The organism is Gilvimarinus chinensis DSM 19667, from assembly GCF_000377745.1.
Classification (GTDB): Bacteria; Pseudomonadota; Gammaproteobacteria; order Pseudomonadales; family Cellvibrionaceae; genus Gilvimarinus; species Gilvimarinus chinensis.
Map to the genome: position 1 here is coordinate 509,856 of NZ_KB898707.1, position 17,223 is coordinate 527,078.

Sequence of the window (17,223 nt, forward strand, 5' to 3'; positions counted from 1 at the left end):
GAGTGGGTTTGTTACCGCAAGCTTTGCAAAAACGTCAATATTATGAGTGCGGGGCAAACAAAACGTACGTAAAAAGGCCACACTTTCCAAAATAACGTGTGTTCTATTTCTGGGTGGCCCTGGCTGAGCTCTTTGAGAAGTTGATGGCGGTGCAGCACCCAGCCTGCAAACACACACAGGGCGATCCCCAGCAGTGGCTGGCCATAGACGGTAGTAGCCGTAATGACCGCGTTAAAAAGAGTTTCGAAATGCCACACGATAATTAAACTGATTAAAAAAATCAGTCCGCCCGACAGACATGCCGCTGTGGGGCGGGTTATCTGCCAGCGCTCTACGCAGACGGATACCGGAACTTCTAACAGCGATATTGCCGATGTCAGAGCGGCTATGCTCATCAGGGCAAAAAAAGCAATCGCAACCCAGCTGCCTGTGCTGCCCATACTATCGAAAAGCGCGGGTAACACTTGAAAGATTAAATCCGGCCCGGCAATTAAATGTCCCGCCTCACTGAACACGGCTATACCGCGGGCATCTGCCACATAAATGGCCGGTAGAATTAATAACCCGGCGGTAAACGCAAAACCCGTGTCCAGTAGTGTAACGGAAACCCCCATACGCGGCAGATTGTCGGTGTCGCGCAGATACGAGCCATAAATCAGCATGGTGCCCACACCGAGAGACAGAGAAAAAAAGGCCTGCCCTAAAGCACTCAAAATGAGTTGTGGGTTTAGCAGTTGCGACGGAGCGGGTATGAGGTAGGCGGCAAGGCCAGACATTGCTCCAGGTTGTATCAGTACGTAGACGATTAACCCCAATAAAATGGCAAACAGCAGCGGCATTAATCGTGTTGACCACGCCTCAATACCTTTTTCCACGCCGCGGGCAATGATGGCGGCGGTTAAGATCGACATCAGCCCGCAAACCAGAGCGTTGCGTGTGAAGCTTGTGTCGTCTAACCAGAGTTCAACATTAGTTGCTTTGAGTTTTGCGGCCAGGGGGCTGAAAAACTCCGCCAGCATCCAGCCGGCCACAATGGCATAAAAACTCAGAATAAAGACGGCGACGGCGACCGCGGCGATGCCCACAAATTGGCCAGCACGTCGGGCAGATGAGTTGCTGGAAAGCCCCTCAAGCGCGGTGATCACATTGGCGCGTGCGTAGCGACCAATGGTGAGCTCGGCCATCAGCGCGGGGTAGGCGAGGATAAACGCTAAAAACAGATACACCACTAAGAAGGCCCCACCGCCGTTGCTGGCAGCCTGAGTGGGGAACCCCCAGATATTACCAAGGCCAACCGCTGAGCCCGCAGCGGCTAATAAAAACCCAATTTTGCTGGAGAACTGACCTCGGGGTTGCGCCATAGCGGCCTCTTATTTTTGGTCGTGTTGAAACAGGCGTTGCTTCTGCCGGTTCCAGTCGCGCTCTTTTTCGGTTTCGCGTTTGTCGTGTAGCTGTTTACCCTTACCGAGCGCGACCTCTACTTTTATCAGGTGCTGTTTCCAGTACATGGCCGTGGCGATGACGGTGTAGCCTTTTTGTTCGGCGGCTTGCTGGTACTTGCTCAGCTCACGGTCGTGCATCAGCAGCTTACGTGAGCGCATAGGCTCGGCCACAAAGTGGGTCGATACCGTGGGCAGTGGGGCAAATTGGGCCCCCACAAGCCACGCTTCGCCGTTTTGGAAAATAACGTAGGTGTCCGTCAGTTGTACTTTACCGGCACGCGCGCTTTTGACCTCCCAGCCAAGCAGCGAGATGCCAGCTTCAAGACGATCTTGAAGCTGGTAATCGAATTTGGCTTTCTTGTTTAACGCTATCGTACTGCTGCCGGGTTTGTTGTTGGGTTTTTTCGCCATGTATCAATCGCAATAATCGGTGAATGGTGCGGCCGAACATTATAACGGTTGGGGGTGGTTTACACTAATTCAATCGTCCTGCGGCGGTGGTCCGTTGTTCTAGGGCCACCGTATCGGTCTTATCGCCGCAGGCGGTTACGGGTACAATCGCTCTATGACCCAATAAAGACAGTGGGAGTAATGCGTGAAAAGAGCACAACAGCACGCGATTTGGGGGCGTCGGGGGACCTTTATCCTGGCCGCTACCGGGTCGGCAGTCGGTCTTGGCAATATTTGGAAGTTCCCCTACATCGTGGGTGAAAATGGCGGGGGTGCCTTTGTACTGATGTACCTGCTCTGTATTTGTCTAATCGGCTTACCGGTAATGGCAGCAGAAGTGTTGCTCGGCAGGAGAGGGCGGGCCAATCCAATTATGGCTGTGGGCGAAGTAGTGCGTGAGTCTCGCAGCAGTAAGGCCTGGGGGCTCATTGGCTGGGCCGGAGTGGTGGCAGGTTTTATCATTTTGTCGTATTACAGCGTGATTGCGGGCTGGACCTTAGAGTATGTAACCACTGCCGCGCGTGGGGGCTTTGCCGGGATTGATGGCCATACTGCCAGTGCTACGTTTAACGCCCTGTTGGGTGATGTCAGTAAGTTGGTTCGTTGGCAGACCGCATTTTTATGCATGACCGCCTTGATTATTATGTTCGGCGTGACTCGGGGGCTGGAGACGGCGGTAAGAATATTGATGCCTCTGTTGTTTGTGCTTCTGGTTTTATTATTGCTGTATTCGGCTTATGCCGGAGATTTTTTGGCCGGATTGCGATTTTTGTTTAGCTTTCGTATTAGTGATCTGTCCCTTGAAGGGCTATCTTTGGCTCTGGGCCATGCTTTTTTTACGCTCAGCTTGGGGATGGGGGCGATTATGGCGTACGGCTCTTATATGCCTCACAATACGTCAATTCTGAAAACGGTCATCACCGTTGGCTGCCTGGATACTTTGGTTGCGCTAATGGCAGGGATGGTGATCTTTCCCATTGTCTTTGCTACCCCCGGGGTTGAGCCGGGTGGTGGGCCAGGCTTGTTATTTGAAACTCTGCCAATTGTATTTGGAGGCATGCCAGTAGGGACAATCGTAGGGGCCGTGTTCTTCTTGCTGATTACCTTAGCCGCGTGGAGTTCGAATATTTCTTTGCTAGAGCCAATTGTGGCTTATTTAACGGAAAACTTTCGTTTTCATCGTCTGTCTGCCAGCTTATTGATAATCTTTCTCGCTTGGTTGCTGGGCTTGACTACGGTTTACTCGTTAAATCACTGGCAAGGTATGAACATGGTGGCGGGGATGACCCCCTTTGATTTTAGCCAGTTTTTGACTGAACAGGTTTTACTACCGCTTGGGGCTTTGGCGATGGCCGTCTATGTCGGCTGGTTTATGAAAAAAGCCCCATTACGGCGTGAAATGAAGCTCGATGCCACCCATTGGTTCGGTCGCTGGTACACCATTCTGCGCTATGTCTCGCCGGTATTGATCTTGGTGGTTTTTTTGTTAGGTTTGTTTGATAAATTTGCGGGGTAAAAGTGGGGCATCGAATAGAACGTTCGGCCGAAGTTGGCTACAGTTGCAGTCAAATGTTTGAGCTGGTGAATGATATTGAGGCTTATCCAGAGTATATGGATGGCTGCCAGAGTGCTCAGGTTTTAAACAAAGGGGAAAGTTGGATTGAAGCTCGGTTGTCTTTGGGGTTAGGGGGGCTAACCCAAAGTTTTGTGACTCGAAATCACCTGCAGCCTCCAGAGCGCATGACAATGACGTTAATTGATGGTCCATTCCATAGCTTTAGTGGAGTATGGCGCTTTGAGCCCTCTGCAAGGGGGTGCAAGCTCATTCTGGAGTTGGAATTTAGTTTGAAAAACCCACTTTTAGCTCTGGCGGTGAATAAAATGTTCGAACAAATTGCTTCCTCTCAGGTGCGGGCGTTGTGTGCACGAGCGGAGCAAATATATGGCAGCCAAAATTAAGAGGTAAGCCGAGTGGCGGATTTGGATTTAATAACAGTTGAGGTAGCTTACGCTCTACCCGATAGACAAAAAATAATAGAGATACTGGTAGAGCCCGGTACTACAGCTTACCAGGCAGCTGAGCGCTCCGGTATTACAAAAGCATTCCCTGAAATTGATTTAGAGTCAGCCAAAATGGGAATTTTTGGGCAGGCATTAGGGGCTAAAGGCTTGAAGCCCCCTCGTGAGCATGAATTGCAAAGTGGCGATAGAGTTGAAATTTATCGACCGCTAACCTCTGACCCCAAAGAGGTTCGTCGTCGACGCGCCGAAAAATCTAAAGGTTGACCTCTGCAGGGGGCATACTGACTAATACTATGGTTTTGAATTTATTAATCAGGTAATCACGTATTGATCGGTATTACAGAAATCGGGTGAACGTGCCCCTACATTAACTGACCACCTTTTGAGTACAAGGAAATGTATGCAATCGTTTAAGCCTGCTCGTTGGCTATCACTACCCCCTTGGCTGCTGGTGTTTTTTCTCGGCCTGGTCATGCTTCTTATGTGGCGCAATGATGAGCAGCGAGTGCGCGAGCTGTGGCAGGAGCATCATGGCCATACTGTGGATCATGTGGGCGAACACATGATTTGGTTGGAACGTGAATTAAAAATGCGTGAAAACCTTATTTATCTTTTAAAGAGCTTTCTTGAAACTTCACAAGAGCCTGATTTTACCGAGTTTGACTTCTCGCCATTGGCGGGTCACTGGCCTGGAGTGGAAGTCGCTTCATCGACGGATGTAGCCAACTTTCCAGAGGCTGTGCAAAATAAACTCTCTGTTCCGGCGCGCGCTCTGTGTGATCTTGCGGTTAAGCAACCTTGGTTTGCCGTTGAAAATGATGTCTATTTACTGACGGCGCTGCAACACTCTAATGCAAATCGTTGCTGGTTGGTTTTTTGGCCCCTGGCTTCTAAGTTGGACGCTCTGTTTACCGCTGAGCAATTACAGTGGATGGTGACCGGCGCTTCTGATAATGTCATCTCTTTCAGTTCAGGGGTAAATCCCCACCTCGTTACCCAGCTGACGACGACCTATCTAGAGGAAAACAACGAAGCTCCCTTTATTCAGCAGCAATATAATCTAGGCGCTGAGCTTGGGGGCACTGAAACGCTGCAATTAATTGTTTTTTTAAGTGTAGGTGCAGACCTTGCCGGCCTTGAAGCTGACCGGCAAAAGAAAATGCTGTTATGGCTTTTTGTGTGGGCACTTTGCAGTATTACGGTGGGCTTGTTGTGGGTACGTTTTCGCAATGTGCTTAACAAGCTGGTAAGAGAGTTCAGGCTTTCGGTCAGTAAAGAGCGTGACGCTCTTGCCGAAACCAGCCATTGTTTACAGTTAGCTCTGGAAAATAGCCAAAGCGGGTATTGGGACTGGAACATTCTTTCGCAAAAAATCAATTTTTCTGAGCATTGGAAAACCATGCTCACTGTTAGCCATAAAGCTAATGCTCAGGCGGGTATGGTGGAATGGGTACAGCGTATTCACCCCGAAGATTTAGAGCCTTGCAAGGCAAAATTGCGTGCACACGTTCAAGGGTTGACATCACAGTTTGAGCATGAGCACCGAATACGTGATGATAAGGGCCGTTATGTCTGGTTCTTAACTCGAGGCAAGGTGACTGAGCGTGACAGTCGTAACCGTGCCCTGCGTATGTTAGGAGTTTACACTCGTATCGATGAGCGTAAGCGAGTGAGCGAGCAGGTTCTGCGACAGCAGCAGGCGCTGCGACAGCTTAATGAAATTACCTCTTTGCCGGGTACGTCAATGCAGGAAATACTGCGCCAAGGGCTTGAGCTGGGTGCTAGGTATCTTAATTTGCCGCTGGCCATTGTCAGTCAAATTGAGGGCGACCAATACACGGTTTATGTGCAAAGCTCACCACCTGGAACGCTCACTGACGGGCAAATATTTCATTTGCCGGATTGTTTTTGCGCTGAAACCTTGCGTTTGAATGATGTGATGGCCATTCACCATACTGCCGATTCAGACCTCGCTACGCACCCTTGCTATTTGAGTACACATTTAGAGGCTTACATAGGTGGCCCGTTATGGGTTGAAGGTAAGCTCTTCGGAACGCTTAATTTCTCTTCCCCTCAGCAGCGTTCTGAGCCTTTTAGTGAGAGTGAGCAAGACTTTGTGCGATTGCTGTCTCGCTGGGCTGGCGCCACCTTAGAGCGCTGGTTTAAAGAGCGTGAAAACCGTGAGTTGTCCGAGCACTTTACCAAGCTGGCAAACGCCTTGCCCGGCTGTGTTTGTCAATTCCAACTATATGCCGACGGCAGCAGTGCATTTCCTTTTGCCAGCCGAGGTATCGAGGATGTATACGGTTTGTGTCCCGCCGAGGTTGTAGGCTCAGCAGAGCAAGTTATGGAGCGAATCCATCCAGAAGACAAAAACCGAGTGCAGGAGCGTATCGCTTTATCGGCCGAAAACTTAACGCCTTGGTCTGACTGTTATCGGGTTCTGCACCCAAGCAAAGGTGAAATATGGGTGCGCGGCGAGACAAGCCCAGAAAAGCAAGCCGACGGCAGTATTATTTGGCATGGCTATTTATGGGAAGTAACAGAAGAGGTTAAAGCGGAGCAAGCCCTGAGCCTTTCAAATCGATGGCGTAAGGCGATTTTAAATGCGGCTAGCGTCTCCTTAATTGCTGTTGACTGTGGGGGGATCATTCGTACCTTTAACCGTGGAGCGGAAAAGATGCTGGGCTATAGCGCCGAAGAAGCGGTTGGCCAGTTATCGATCACACAGTTGCACCGCTCTGATCAACTTAAAGACTTGGCAAAGCTGTTGGGTATAGAAGACGCTGGTTTTAGCGTGCTAATTGCAAAAGCGCGCGAAGGAATTGCTGATGAGCGTGAATGGCAGTATGTCCGTAAAAATGGCAGCGAAATTACCGTTGTTTTAACCGTCACCGCAGTGTTAGACGAGCAGGGAGCTATTGAGGGCTATTTAGGTGTGGCCCGAGATGTTTCTGTACTCAAAGCGCAAGAAGAGGAGTTACGTGCAGGTGCTGAAAGAACTCAGACAATTTTGAATAATGCCGCAGACGGCATTGTTGTTTTGAGCTCTCAAGGACAAATTGACACCTTTAATAAGGCCGCAGAAAAAATATTCGGTTGGACGGCCGATGAAGTACTGGGTTCTTCAGTGTCACGTCTTATTTTCAACAATGACGAGCGAAACTCAATGCTTGAATGGTTGAGTTCACACAGTAGTGCTCAGCAGCGAGATAAAGAATTATTAGGGATGCGAAAGAGCGGGGAGCAATTTCCCATCGAAGTGGCTTTGTCTGAAGTGACCCGTGCTCATAAGCCTTTATATATTGCGATGGTTCGAGATATCACTGAGCGAAAACGCATTGAGCGAATGAAGAGCGAGTTTATTGCTATCGTTAGTCATGAGCTGCGTACCCCCTTAACAGCCATAAGTGGGGCTCTAAAAATTTTAAATAGTGGCGCTTTAGGTGCAATTCCAGACACCTTAAGTCGATTGGTTGATATCGCCCATGCAAATAGTGATCGATTGATTTTGTTGGTTAACGACTTGCTGGATATGGAAAAGTTAGTGGCAGGTAAAATGGCGTTCTCTTTCGTTTACCAGCCTTTGTTGCCAATTATCCAAAAGTGTATTGATGATCATGCAACCTATGCTTCTGAGCATTCTGTGACTCTGCGTTTAGATGATCATTGGGTTCGGCAGCGAGTAGGGGATCGAGCAGTGGTGGTTAATGTGGATGCTGCACGACTAGAGCAAGTAATGGCCAATCTGCTTTCAAATGCCACAAAGTTCTCACCTCCTGATAGCGAGGTCAAGGTGGTGTTAGAGTGGGAGCCTGGGCAAATTACAGTGAATGTGATTGACAAAGGGCCTGGAATACCAGAACAATTTAAGCCACAGATTTTCCAAAAATTTTCCCAGGCGGATAGCTCCAGCCGGCGCAGTAAAGGCGGTACCGGTTTAGGGCTGGCGATCAGTAAGCAGATTATAGAGAACATGGAAGGACGCATCGACTTTCAGTCTACAGAAGGGCGGGGAAGTCGATTTTTCTTAGTGTTACCGGCTTATATGGGCGCGCAGCAGTTTGTGCCCAAGGGAATATCTAAACCCAAAGTGTTACACGTTGAAGATGATCAAAACATGGCCGATTTAATGCTTGCCTTGGCCGGAGAAAGTGTTGATTTGAATCATGTTACAACACTGCAAGAGGCAAAAGCAGCGTTGAAGAATAACACCTATCAACTAATCATATTGGATTTACTGTTGCCTGACGGCGACGGCTGGGAGCTGCTGGATAAGCGTATTTCGGGAGAATATACCGACGTTGTGGTTGTGTCTCAGATGGGAATAAGCAGTACGGACAGAGTGAGGGTTACCGCTGTAATTGATAAGGATGAACATTTAGCTGATTCGCTAGTAATTTGGTTGGATCGGTGGCTTAACCGTCAACAAACGTCCAGTTAGGGTGAATAGAATGGAAAATAAAGAGCGACAATTACACAGTATCCTGTATGTTGAAGATGAACCGGATATTCGCGCTATTGCTGAGCTTGCGTTGCAAGAAATCGGAGGGTATAGCTTAATCAGCTGTGCCAGTGGCACAGAAGCTCTGGCCGCTGCCAGAGAGCGGACTCCTGACTTGCTGCTGCTTGATGTTATGATGCCTGGGATGGATGGTCCTGAAACTCTGCAAAAGCTGCGAGATATCCCGGGAGTTGCAGAAGTGCCGGCTGTTTTTATGACAGCTAAAGTTCAGCCCAGTGAAACGGCCGAATATTTAGCGTTAGGTGCGGTTGATGTAATTGCTAAACCTTTTGACCCTTTGAGTTTGGCCAGTCAAATCCAGCAGATCTGGAGTCGGGCACAGTAAAAAATTGAATGAGGTAGTGCGTGGAATCCGATAAAAAAGTCTCTATTGCAGAAAAGCTTGATAAATTACGGCAAGAGTATAGGGCAAGGTTACCACCACATCTTAAAGAGCTACACCGGCAAGCTTTGCAGCTGCACGACGAATATTCACCTGAGGTTGTCATCGATTTATATCAACAACTGCACAAGCTTTCGGGCTCCGCAGGCAGTTTTGGATTGGTGGAGTTCAGCAAACAGGCGCGCAAGCTCGAATTGCAGTTGCAAAGCTGGCAACAGCAGGCTCAGCCCCCAAGCTCTGAGGCTGTTGAAAAGCTGATTGCTCATATAGCCCAGCTTGTCACGCAAATAGACGCACCACTTAAAAACGCCGTTAGAAAATCCTTGCCTCTCGCGACTGCCTTGCTACCTCAGGACAATTTGGTTTATTTGGTCGAGGACGACCAAGCGTTAGCCCAAGAGTTGGCTACTGCTTTGGAAAGCTTTGGCTACAACGTCCGGCACTTTTCACAACTGCGTCAATTGGAGCAAGCTTATGCAGAGCGGCGACCGGATTTTTTGATTGTTGATGTTTGGCTGGCAGGCGATGATCGTTTAGGTCCTGATGTGGTGGCTCAATTGCGCAACAACTCGGATGAGGAGTTTCCTCCTACTATTGTTATTACCAGTCGAACCGATTTTGATGCTCATTTGGCTGCGGTAAGGGCAGGAGCCATTGGTTATTTTACAAAGCCTCTGGATGTTCCTGCTATCGTCGATTGTTTGGAGTCCCACCTTAATATGCAAAGCTCAGCCCCTTATAGGGTGTTGATTGTAGATGATGATGCACTGTTGGCACGTCATTATGAGCTTGTGCTTCAAGGTGCAGGTATCATCGTAAAAGCGATCAGTGATCCACGTGAAGTATTGGATGTAATGCGTGAATTTCATCCAGAAGTTGTACTGTTGGATTTAAATCTACCCGGTTGTCGCGGTTATGAATTGGCACAATTGATAAGGCTGAAGCCCGAGTGGTTGCGTGTTGCCATAGCTTATTTGTCCTCGGAACAAGATGAGCAGCGTCAACTGAATGCCATTCGTAACGGTGGAGAGGATTTTCTCGCTAAACCGATCTCTGATTTGCGACTGGTAAGTTCGGTGACGGTGCGAGCCGCCAGGGTACGTCAACTGAGTGATGCCATTGATCGAGATAGTCTGACAGGTTTACTTAAACACAGCCGAATAAAAGAGGTGGCAGGTCTTGAGCTGCAGCGTGCTATTCGAGAGAACAAGTCCGTTAGTCTCGCCATGATTGATTTGGATCATTTCAAGCGGGTGAATGATACCTATGGGCATGCAGTGGGCGATAAAGTAATTCGCGCGTTAGCTCATTTACTGCGTCAGAGGCTGCGTCGCACCGACAGTGTTGGACGTTACGGGGGGGAGGAGTTTGTGGCAATTTTGCCCGATTGCGACACCCAGGCAGCTCAGTTACTGCTAAATGATGTGCGTAAAAAGTTCGCAGCTTTAAATTTTAGCGCTGAGAGTGAAAATTTCAGTGTGACGTTGAGCGCGGGGGTTTGCACCAGTACGGGTAATAACGACGAGGATATGTTGGTCCGTGCGGACAAAGCGCTATATCAGGCCAAAAACAGTGGCCGCGACAGGGTTGTCGCAGCGGACTGAGCGTAGTAGAAGGATTACCCCCCTTTTAATTATTGGTGGGTAGTGGGGTTTCGGGCTCTAAATCGTTTTCCGGTAATTCTTCTTCGCTTTTTGTTTTGGGTAGGTTTTCGCCTTCGTAATGAGTGTAAGTGTCGCCATCGAAATACACGGTCATTGAACGTTTAAAAAAACGACCATCACCCATTTTGAGGCTGTAATAGTAGTCCCAGCGGTCATCGTTAAAAACATCGTCAATCAGCGGGGTTCCCAGAATGTAGCGCACTTGGCGCTTATTCATGCCTGGTTCTAGTTGGCCGATCATTTCTTCGGTAATGATGTGACCTTGCTGAATATTGATTTTGTGAACGCCGGGAAACTGAAAATACTGACACCCCGCCAGCAAAAACAGACTACACACGACCAACAGGGGCGTTTTGATTATTTTCATTACAGGGGTTCCACTTGCTAAAATGAATGGGCGATAATACCTGATCACGTTAAACACTGAGAAGAGTTTGGACGAAAAAATGGCCGACGAAAACCAAGAATTACGCAAGGCGGGTCTCAAAGTCACCTTGCCACGGGTGAAGATCCTGCAAATGCTGGAGTCTTCAGAAGACCATCACATGAGCGCTGAAGATGTCTATAAGGCGCTGATGGAAGCCGGTGACGACGTAGGTCTGGCAACAGTTTACCGGGTGTTAACCCAGTTTGAGACTGCGGGCCTGGTTGTTCGCCATAATTTCGACGGGGGTCACTCAGTCTTTGAGATCGCACGCGGTGAGCACCACGATCACATGGTGTGCTTGGATACAGGCAAAGTGATTGAGTTCCATAATGAAGAAATTGAGCTGTTGCAGAAAAAAATTGCAGCCGAGCATGGCTACACATTGGAAGATCACTCCCTGGTGCTTTACGTAAAACCCAAGGCTTAACCTCCAATTCTCTCTCGGTGGGCAGCGCGGGCATTCTAGCCGGCTCTGTCCAGCATCTGCTCCGCGTGAGCTTTTGATTCTGCTGTTAACTCCGCCCCCCCTAGCATTCTTGCCAGTTCTTCAATTTTTGCATCACCAGTAAGCTCTGTAAGGCTGGTTTGCGCTTTTTTCGTGGAGCTGACTTTCGATACTTTAAGGTGCTGGTGTCCTTTGCTGGCAACTTGGGCCAAGTGTGTTACACAGAGAATTTGTCCACGCGTAGCGAGTTGACGCAGCAGCTTGCCCACCGTGTCGGCTGTAGCCCCACCGATACCGACGTCCACCTCATCAAACACCAGGCTGGGGATAGCACTGTGTTCGGCTGCGACCACTTGAATGGCAAGGCTGACGCGTGACAATTCGCCACCCGATGCCACTTTGGCCAAAGCCGCTGGCGGTTGACCCGGATTGGTACTGATAAGTAGTTCGATATCCTCCAGCCCGTGTGGGGCAGGGCGTTCATTTCGATCTGTTAATTGAACGGTGAGCACGGCGTGCTCCATGGCCAGCTGTTTCAGGTGAGTATTGACCTTTTTGGCCAGCGCGAGACCTGCTTTGCTGCGGGCCTGGCTGAGCTTTTGACCCAGCTGGCGAAAGGTTTGTTCAAGCGCGTCCACCTCCCGCTGTAGTTGCTCTAACTGTTCGTCGCCACCGCCCAGCTCAGCTGCTTCCTCGGCCAGTGCTTGATGAATAGTGGGTAGCTCTTGGGGTGTGACTCGGTGCTTGCGAGCGATGTCATAAATGGCCGACAGCCGCTCATCCACCTGCTTTAAGCGCTCTGGGTCTAAGTTAAAACCATCGGAAAACTGCTCGGCGCTGCGCAGTGCTTCGTCAATCTGAATTTGCGCCTCGGCCAGCATTTGTTCGGCGTCTTGCAGCAGTGGGGGCTTATCGCTCAAATTGCGCAGTAACTGCAGCGCACGATGAATGCCCTGCTGCAGACCCATCTCGTCGTCGCTCCCCAGATCGCACAATTGACTGGCGGCCAGCAACAGGTTCTCTGCGTCGGCGAGGGTGCGCTGTTCTTGTTCAAGGCTTTCTAATTCGTTTGGCTGTAAGTCCAGCTGGTCGAGCTCTTCTACCTGATAAGAGATAAGCTGGTAGCGCTCGGTCAGTTCATCGGCGTTGGCGCGGCGCTCTTCAAGCCAGTCTCTTCGGTTCTTCCAGGTCTTGAAGGCTTCTTTAACCTCCAGAGCCAAGGCGCTGAGGCCAGCGTATTCGTCCAGCAGGCGGCGGTGGTTATCTTTCACCAGTAGCGACTGGTGCTCGTGCTGGCTGTGGATGTCCATCAGCATCTCGCCCAAAGCCTTGAGCTGCGCAAGCGTAGCGGGGTGGCCGTTGATATAGGCTTTTGAGCGTCCTTCAGCGGTGAGGGTACGCCTTAGCAGGCACTCATGGGGCGCTTCTTCCTGCTGCAGGTCTTGCTCATCCAGCCAGATTTGGGCTCGTTTGATGCTTGCTACATCAAAGGTGGCACTGATATCGGCGCGCTTGGCGCCGTGGCGCACGCGGCTGGCATCGGCCCTGTCCCCGAGGGTTTGCCCCAAGGCCTCTAAAAGTACCGATTTCCCCGCGCCTGTTTCACCGGTGATCACCGTCATGCCAGATTTAAAGTCCAGGTCGAGGCGCTCAACCAGGGTGAAATTCTGCACGCTTAAATGGGTCAGCATAAGTTGCTCCGCCTGAGGCTCTTTTCTGGTTATTTATACAGTATTTTTTCGGCTGTTGCCAGAGAATGACGTCAGCCCCTTGAAAAGCGGCAGCTTATCCCCAACTCCCGCATATCGCTGATAATTTCCAATCTGTAAGAGGCAGTCAAGGTGACAGAGCAAGAACACAACGAACACGTGGAAACCGAAGCCGAACAAGCACAGCAGTCCGCCCAAGAGGAAGCGGTTGATGTCGAGATTTCTGGTCAAAACGCTCAGATTGAAGAGCTGACCGTAGCGCTGGCCGGTGCCAAAGAGCAAACACTTCGCGCTCAGGCCGAGCTGCAAAACGTGCGTCGCCGTGCTGAGGCTGACGTGGAGAAAGCCCATAAGTTTGGTCAGGAGAAACTGGTGGGAGATTTACTGCCAGTGGTCGACAACCTGGAGCGCGCGATGGCCAGCATCAACGCTGACGATGACGCTAACAAAGCGATCATCGAAGGTATTGAGCTGACCCTGAAGTCGTTTATCGACACTTTGGTTAAGCACAAAGTAGAGCCGGTGAACCCTGTGGGTGAGCCCTTTAACCCAGAATTGCATCAGGCCATGTCCATGATTGAAAACCCGGATGTGGAGCCGAACACGGTGATTGATGTGTTCCAAAAGGGTTACACCCTGCACGGCCGACTGGTTCGCCCGGCGATGGTGGTGGTTGCCAAAGCTTAAGCACACATTTTGTAAGGTTTTTGCCTTGCCGGGCCTTGAAAAGCAGCACCCGGTTCCCATATAGGCATTAACGACTGAACAGCCGTTTTACGGCAACGATTTGAACATAGGTTGAGCGCCCCATAGGTCGCGGTTTTAAGCAGGTAAAACCAGTCGCGCTCAGCAGCAACATTAGGAGACTGATATTTATGGGTAAGATTATTGGCATTGACTTGGGTACAACCAACTCGTGCGTAGCGGTACTAGAAGGCGATAAAGCCAAGGTTATCGAAAACTCGGAAGGCGATCGTACCACCCCGTCCATCGTTGCCTTTACCAACGATGACGAAATTTTGGTGGGCCAGAGTGCGAAGCGTCAGGCGGTAACCAACCCGTCCAATACGCTCTACGCCGTTAAGCGTTTGATCGGCCGTAAGTTCAAAGACGATGTGGTGCAAAAAGACATCAAGATGGTGCCTTATTCCATCGTTGAAGCTGACAACGGCGATGCCTGGGTAGAGGTTAAGGGTGACAAAAAAGCACCGCCACAAATCTCTGCCGAAGTTTTGAAGAAAATGAAAAAAACCGCCGAGGATTACCTGGGTGAAGCGGTTACCGAAGCGGTAATTACGGTTCCGGCTTACTTTAACGATTCTCAGCGTCAGGCCACCAAAGACGCCGGTAAAATTGCAGGTCTTGATGTTAAACGCATCATTAACGAGCCGACTGCAGCAGCACTGGCCTATGGTATGGACCAGAAAAAAGGCGACCGCACCATTGCCGTGTACGACTTAGGTGGTGGTACTTTCGATATTTCAATTATCGAAATTGCCGATGTTGACGGCGAGCACCAGTTTGAAGTGTTGTCCACCAATGGTGACACCTTCCTGGGTGGTGAAGACTTTGACCTGCGTCTGATCGACTACCTGGCCGATGAGTTCAAAAAAGAGCAGGGCATTGACCTGCACAATGATCCTCTGGCTCTGCAGCGCTTAAAAGAAGCCGCGGAAAAAGCCAAGATCGAGCTGTCTTCCAGCCAGCAAACCGAAGTGAACCTGCCGTATATCACGGCCGATAACACTGGTCCTAAGCACTTGGTGGTTAAACTGTCGCGCGCCAAGCTGGAGTCTCTGGTTGAGGAGCTGGTAACTCGCTCGCTGGAGCCAGTAAAAATGGCGATTAAAGACGCCGGTGTCTCGGTTAACGACATCAGCGATGTGATTTTGGTGGGCGGTCAGACCCGTATGCCAATGGTGCAAAAAGCCGTTGCGGATTTCTTCGGCAAAGACCCACGTAAAGACGTAAACCCCGATGAAGCGGTTGCCATGGGTGCTGCCATTCAGGGTGCGGTACTGGCCGGTGACGTTAAAGACGTACTGTTGCTGGATGTGACCCCGCTGACTTTGGGTATTGAAACCATGGGTGGCGTAGCGACGCCGCTGATTGAGAAAAACACCACCATCCCGACCAAAAAGTCGCAGGTGTTCTCAACCGCCGAAGACAACCAGACTGCGGTAACCATTCACGTGGTGCAGGGTGAGCGTAAGCAGGCTACGCAAAACAAATCGCTGGGTCGTTTTGATCTGGCAGACATTCCGCCCGCACCGCGCGGTATGCCGCAAATTGAAGTGACCTTCGATATCGACGCCAACGGTATTTTGAACGTAAGCGCGAAAGACAAGGCCACCGGTAAAGAGCAGTCCATTGTGATTAAAGCGTCTTCTGGTTTGTCGGACGACGAAATTGATCAAATGGTAAAAGACGCCGAAGCCAATGCTGAAGCGGACAAGAAGTTCGAGAAGCTGGTGACGGCTCGCAACTCACTGGACGGTTTGATTGCGGCGACGCAAAAAACCCTGAAGGAAGCGGGCGATAAAGCCACTGATGAAGAGAAATCAGCCATCGAAGCGGCAATTGCTGAAGCCGAAGAAGCGGTGAAAGGTGACGAGGTAGACGCGATGGAAGCGGCGACCACCAAGCTGACCGAAGCTTCCGGTTCACTGGCGCAGAAAATGTACGCCGAACAACAGCAGCAAGCCGGTGGTGAGCAACAAGCCGAACCCCAGCAAGAAGCTGATGACGGCGTAGTTGATGCCGAGTTTGAAGAAGTTAAAGACGACGAGAAGAAGTAAGCGTCCCTTTAACGACTGATGGTCGGCACTTGTCGGCCGCAAACTCTCAGCGAATGCGGGCGGGGATACCCTTAGCCCGCATTTGTTGTTCAGGCAAACAGTTTTGAGGAAACACAAACACATGGCAAAACGCGATTATTACGAAGTACTGGGGGTGTCAAAAGACGTCTCGGCGCAGGAGCTTAAAAAAGCCTACCGCCGGGTCGCTATGAAACACCACCCGGACCGCAACCCGGGCGATAAAGAATCTGAAGACAAGTTCAAAGAGGCCAGTGAGGCCTATGAGATTCTGTCAGATGATCAAAAGCGCGCTGCTTACGATCAGTTTGGTCACGCTGGCGTGGACGGTCAAAGCGGCATGGGCGGCGGCGCCGGAGCGGGCGGCTTTGGTAATTTCAGCGATATTTTTGGCGATGTGTTTGGCGATATTTTTGGCGGTGCAGCCGGTGGCGGCCGTGGTCGCCGCGGCGGCCCATCGCGTGGCTCGGATTTGCGTTACACCCTCGATTTATCACTGGAAGACGCCGTGCGTGGCTCACAGGTACAAATTAAAGTGCCTACGCTGGCTGCCTGTAAAAAGTGCGATGGTTCCGGTGCCAAGCCCGGTAGCAAGCCCATGGCGTGTTCCACATGTGGCGGCGTGGGCCAGGTGCGTATGCAGCAGGGCTTTTTCTCGGTGCAGCAAACCTGTCCGAGTTGTCATGGACGGGGTACCGTTATTTCAGACCCCTGCGACAGCTGCCACGGCCAGGGGCGGGTAGAAGAGACCAAAACGCTGTCGGTGAAAGTACCACCGGGTGTAGACACCGGTGATCGTATTCGTCTGTCTGGCGAGGGCGAAGCGGGTATGGAAGGTGGCCCTGCTGGTGACCTTTACGTACAAATCAATGTCAAAGAGCACGAAATTTTTACCCGTGATGGCCGCGATTTGTACTGCGAAGTGCCCATTGACTTTGTACAGGCGACCTTGGGTGGCGAAATTGAAGTGCCCACACTGGATGGTCGGGTGAAATTAAAAGTGCCCGCTGAAACTCAAACCGGTAAGCTCTTTCGCTTGCGCGGTAAGGGCGTCACCCCGGTTCGCGGCGGCGCTGCGGGGGATTTGATGTGCCGAGTAGTGCTGGAAACCCCGGTCAATCTCACCGGCAAGCAGAAAGATTTATTGCAGCAATTTGCCGATACCATGAAAGAGGGTAAAAACTCTCCACGCCAAAAAAGCTGGTTTGACGGTATGAAGAATTTCTTTGGGGATATGAAAATTTAAACTCCCCTTGAAAGATCACCCCTTAAAACCCCGACGCACTCATGGCGTCGGGGTTTTTTTATGGGGCAGAGCCCGACCTTTGAAGGTGTTAAGGT

General features: G+C 50.6%; 14 protein-coding genes. 10 read left to right on the forward strand and 4 right to left on the reverse strand.

The genetic code is table 11. From position 1 onward, the window contains the following. Nucleotides 1–11 precede the first annotated feature (11 nt). Together D568_RS0108300 and smpB are read right to left on the reverse strand one after the other, a co-directional pair. Nucleotides 12–1,361, reverse strand: coding sequence for a sodium-dependent transporter (locus D568_RS0108300; protein ID WP_020209130.1), 1,350 nt, complete (start codon nucleotides 1,359–1,361; stop codon nucleotides 12–14). 9 nt (nucleotides 1,362–1,370) lie between these two features. Continuing rightward, the gene (smpB, locus tag D568_RS0108305) at nucleotides 1,371–1,853 is read right to left on the reverse strand and encodes an SsrA-binding protein SmpB (RefSeq protein WP_020209131.1); all 483 of its coding nucleotides are present in this window, start codon (nucleotides 1,851–1,853) and stop codon (nucleotides 1,371–1,373) included. A 184-nt stretch (nucleotides 1,854–2,037) separates the two neighbouring features. Between smpB and D568_RS0108310 the strand changes: the two genes are divergently transcribed. The 6 genes from D568_RS0108310 to D568_RS0108335 all read left to right on the forward strand — a co-directional run bounded on the left by D568_RS0108310 (nucleotide 2,038) and on the right by D568_RS0108335 (nucleotide 10,425). After that, the gene (locus D568_RS0108310; protein ID WP_026286919.1) at nucleotides 2,038–3,408 is read left to right on the forward strand and encodes a sodium-dependent transporter; all 1,371 of its coding nucleotides are present in this window, start codon (nucleotides 2,038–2,040) and stop codon (nucleotides 3,406–3,408) included. Between the two features lie 2 nt (nucleotides 3,409–3,410). Continuing rightward, nucleotides 3,411–3,851 carry a type II toxin-antitoxin system RatA family toxin gene (locus D568_RS0108315; protein WP_020209133.1) on the forward strand — a complete coding sequence of 147 codons (441 nt, stop codon included), beginning with the start codon at nucleotides 3,411–3,413 and terminating at the stop codon, nucleotides 3,849–3,851. Between the two features lie 12 nt (nucleotides 3,852–3,863). Beyond that, entirely contained in the window at nucleotides 3,864–4,178 is a 315-nt protein-coding gene (locus tag D568_RS0108320) for an RnfH family protein (RefSeq protein ID WP_020209134.1), read from the forward strand. A 136-nt stretch (nucleotides 4,179–4,314) separates the two neighbouring features. After that, a complete protein-coding gene (locus D568_RS21100; protein ID WP_020209135.1) occupies nucleotides 4,315–8,358 on the forward strand; it encodes a PAS domain S-box protein in 4,044 nt (1,347 codons plus the stop codon). 10 nt (nucleotides 8,359–8,368) lie between these two features. After that, nucleotides 8,369–8,764 (forward strand): response regulator, encoded by a 396-nt coding sequence (locus tag D568_RS0108330; RefSeq protein ID WP_020209136.1) that lies wholly within the window; start codon nucleotides 8,369–8,371, stop codon nucleotides 8,762–8,764. 20 nt (nucleotides 8,765–8,784) lie between these two features. Next, complete coding sequence (locus tag D568_RS0108335; protein WP_020209137.1) at nucleotides 8,785–10,425, forward strand: diguanylate cyclase; 1,641 nt, start codon at nucleotides 8,785–8,787, stop codon at nucleotides 10,423–10,425. 25 nt (nucleotides 10,426–10,450) lie between these two features. Here the strand turns inward: D568_RS0108335 and D568_RS19755 are convergent, their stop codons facing one another. Continuing rightward, nucleotides 10,451–10,852 (reverse strand): outer membrane protein assembly factor BamE, encoded by a 402-nt coding sequence (locus tag D568_RS19755; protein WP_020209138.1) that lies wholly within the window; start codon nucleotides 10,850–10,852, stop codon nucleotides 10,451–10,453. Nucleotides 10,853–10,931: 79 nt separating this feature from the next. Here D568_RS19755 and fur point away from each other — a divergent pair, with 79 nt between their 5' ends. Beyond that, complete coding sequence (fur, locus tag D568_RS0108345; protein ID WP_020209139.1) at nucleotides 10,932–11,339, forward strand: ferric iron uptake transcriptional regulator; 408 nt, start codon at nucleotides 10,932–10,934, stop codon at nucleotides 11,337–11,339. Nucleotides 11,340–11,374: 35 nt separating this feature from the next. Here the strand turns inward: fur and recN are convergent, their stop codons facing one another. Then, the gene (gene recN / locus D568_RS0108350; protein WP_020209140.1) at nucleotides 11,375–13,048 is read right to left on the reverse strand and encodes a DNA repair protein RecN; all 1,674 of its coding nucleotides are present in this window, start codon (nucleotides 13,046–13,048) and stop codon (nucleotides 11,375–11,377) included. A 150-nt stretch (nucleotides 13,049–13,198) separates the two neighbouring features. Between recN and grpE the strand changes: the two genes are divergently transcribed. The 3 genes from grpE (at nucleotide 13,199) to dnaJ (ending at nucleotide 17,128) form a co-directional block, all read left to right on the forward strand. Continuing rightward, a complete protein-coding gene (grpE, locus tag D568_RS0108355; protein WP_020209141.1) occupies nucleotides 13,199–13,753 on the forward strand; it encodes a nucleotide exchange factor GrpE in 555 nt (184 codons plus the stop codon). A gap of 188 nt (nucleotides 13,754–13,941) precedes the next feature. After that, nucleotides 13,942–15,864: a molecular chaperone DnaK gene (gene dnaK, locus D568_RS0108360; protein ID WP_020209142.1), complete on the forward strand. Its 1,923-nt coding sequence runs from the start codon at nucleotides 13,942–13,944 to the stop codon at nucleotides 15,862–15,864. Between the two features lie 121 nt (nucleotides 15,865–15,985). Then, nucleotides 15,986–17,128: a molecular chaperone DnaJ gene (gene dnaJ / locus D568_RS0108365; protein WP_020209143.1), complete on the forward strand. Its 1,143-nt coding sequence runs from the start codon at nucleotides 15,986–15,988 to the stop codon at nucleotides 17,126–17,128. The last annotated feature ends 95 nt before the right edge of the window (nucleotides 17,129–17,223 follow it).